This is a genomic window from uncultured Paraglaciecola sp. (assembly GCF_913058035.1).
Lineage (GTDB): Bacteria > Pseudomonadota > Gammaproteobacteria > Enterobacterales > Alteromonadaceae > Paraglaciecola.
This window is the reverse complement of the sequence record NZ_CAJXPA010000324.1, coordinates 1-2,649: the sequence shown is the minus strand read 5'-3', so window position 1 is coordinate 2,649 and position 2,649 is coordinate 1. Positions and strand designations below refer to the sequence as shown.

The window sequence follows — 2,649 nt, the reverse complement described above, 5'->3', positions numbered from 1 at the left end:
GTTTTACATTCTACTAGTTTCAAAATTTCACCAACCGCATAAATAACTTTTAGATAATATGTGTCTTCTTTGTAATTACTCAGTTTGACTCGATACTGTGTATATTTCTAAAGCACCAACGCTGTATTCACTAACGGAGTATGTTTGGTAGGCTTTATGCACATGTTTGCTAAAAGCGCCGTGGCATAAAAAGTCTAATGTAATGCCTTGTTAGCTTTTGTCTACTGCATTTAACATATTCTTAATTTTTCTAATCAATTCGTTTTACAAATTTGTAATCTATTCTGACTGAATCACATTTCTAATATCAGTTATTATGTTGCAGAATACTTCAATGGGTAAAGATTCTCTGCTCCCTTTAGGTTTACCAAAATCATGGAGTAACTTGGCAGTTCCACTTCCAATTAGAGCGTCGCGAGCTACCTCTGATTGGTTAAACTTTGCAACTAATCCGCGCTTAACTAGCTGGAAGTGTTCTATAGAATGTAATGGTAATATTTCACCAAGCCACCAAACGCATCCAGCTGAAAAAATTCGATCTGTTAACTTGCTACCGCGCTCCCAAGCTTCTTTCCCTTGAAGACTACATAACTTTACTTGTTCCTCGGGATCAGAGGACTTAAGGGATTGTATAAATGCTTCTGAGCAAGAACATGTTACTCCATCTATAACAAACGGCGTTTGCGCGAAATTAGATAGAATATTTCCTGGCCATGGAGAATCACGAAACATGTTAACGGTTGATTGGACTGGTTGTTTGTTCATTATGTTAACTACAGATAGATTAGAATTGATTTTTATAACACTGCAATCTTCTGAAGGCAAACGGTTGGCGAGTTTTGGCCAAGTTGTTTCCTTTCAGTAACATTGTATTAAGTACGCATGGGCATGAACTAAAGCGGTGTAAGTCTCCTGCAGGAAAATCATCGTCGAAAGCAATTTTTTGATTAGATGGAAACTACTAGCGAATGGCAAGGACTTGACCATGAAATCTGTTCTGGACGGTAGATATATCGCTTCTGCAATGTCTGCTTTTCACCATCCATAGTGGTCAAGCCGAACGCATAAAGAGTAGCCTCTGCGAATAGAAACTATGAAACGATGAACAAAACATCGTATTAGGCGTTGATTAGAGGTGAATTAGCACAAAACGACGAAGCCATGTAATCTAACGTCCACTGTCAATGACATAGTCGTGTGATTCGGCGAAGCGACAAATTGCGCTTAAGGCAGATATCCGCATGCAGCGGTTGTGGATGTAGGGGAGAAAGAATCCTGTTGGCAATAATAAGATCCATTATGGAAGTTTTAAAAATGCTTGAAATTTTAAAAAATGCAAACCTATGACGATAAAACCGAAGAAAAATTATAAAGCTAATAGAAATACCAATAACGATATCTTGCAAAAAGTGTGAATTAAACCAACCAGCATAAGTTAACACAAGCTCAAAAAATAATAATATGACAGCCAACAGATGACAACAACTTAATAAAGTTGCTTTAGGTATATCTGATAGATTAGATTTAAGAAAAGGTCTAACAGGATCACATTAACCTGCAATGATATGAACAACAGATGTCAATAATCCTATTATTCCTGCTACAAATATTCACTGCATCTCCTTGTCAAAACGCCACGTTAAGCAGTTTGAAATTGTCGACTAAAATGTGGAGCGATGCAGAACTTGGACACCTCTTTTAAGTTCGTTCTTGACGCTTTACTAGGTTACACTTCGCTCACAGGCTTGCCCATTTTTGTTTTAAACCGATAAAATGAAAAAAACCAAATATTAAACAAATAGCAGAACTCCAAAGCCAGAATTCGGGAGAATTCCCCATAGGTGAATTTATTAAGAAGAACCCCCCAACACCACGAACTAAATAAACTAGTGTAATTATAATAAGAGCCAGACGAATTAAAGGTAGGCGCAAAATAACGCCTGCAGCAGAAAACGCATAAAGAGACCAAATAGTCAGAACAGTTACAATGCCGCTAGTGATTAATGTTGGTTGAATACTGCCTTGTTCCGCAAGCACCGCCATTTGCTCTCCAGCACCAAAAAATCGATACCAGGGCGCACCAAAATATATACAGCCTAAATGTAATAATGCAGCAAGAGCACTCAATGTACCTGCAATCATTAGAGAAACGTTCATGTCTTGGTAAAACCTCGGTGTAACCTAACGGCCAGTGGTGCGCAGTGCGAAACAATTACATACGATCTGCTTGTAATAACCTTGTTCATTGATGCTTGTGCTGAACTTCAAGACAAGGCTATTGTTTTGACTGGGAATTATAAAGCAGACATTGTTCGCCAACAGCGCTGATATTTTTTGTTGCTGTATTTCCATTTACAAACTCCCTGTTACCTTAATTCCTTGAATTTTTTTCAGAATAACACCTTCGTCATTTAATTAGAAACCTTTGGAACTATGCAATTAATCCTTTGGCGTTATGATCCTGTATACAGTTGTTAGCCGTTATGTACGCCGCAGTTACCTGTGTAGTATTAATGATCATTCCGATAAAAACTGTGACCTGTTTTTGCTCCTCGACAACTGCTCCTGCGTTGTTCTAATTAGTTACGTCCCTGTAACGATGCAAAACAGGCATACACCGGGACGCCGGACCGTTCCATCCCTGTCAAT

The 2,649-nt window shown here is 38.4% G+C and carries 2 protein-coding genes; both read right to left on the bottom strand.

The genetic code is table 11. The features are described from left to right. Window positions 1-279: 279 nt before the first annotated feature. A complete protein-coding gene (locus QZ562_RS20870) occupies window positions 280-765 on the bottom strand; it encodes a hypothetical protein (protein WP_293764611.1) in 486 nt (161 codons plus the stop codon). Between the two features lie 972 nt (window positions 766-1,737). Continuing rightward, window positions 1,738-2,157 (bottom strand): hypothetical protein, encoded by a 420-nt coding sequence (locus QZ562_RS20865; protein WP_293764609.1) that lies wholly within the window; start codon window positions 2,155-2,157, stop codon window positions 1,738-1,740. Window positions 2,158-2,649: the final 492 nt, after the last annotated feature.

Excerpts from the sequence above, each read along its gene's own strand:
- QZ562_RS20870 (WP_293764611.1), bottom strand. The coding sequence starts at position 765 with ATGAACAAACAACCAGTCCAATCAACCGTTAACATGTTTCGTGATTCT.
- QZ562_RS20865 (WP_293764609.1), bottom strand. The coding sequence starts at position 2,157 with ATGAACGTTTCTCTAATGATTGCAGGTACATTGAGTGCTCTTGCTGCA.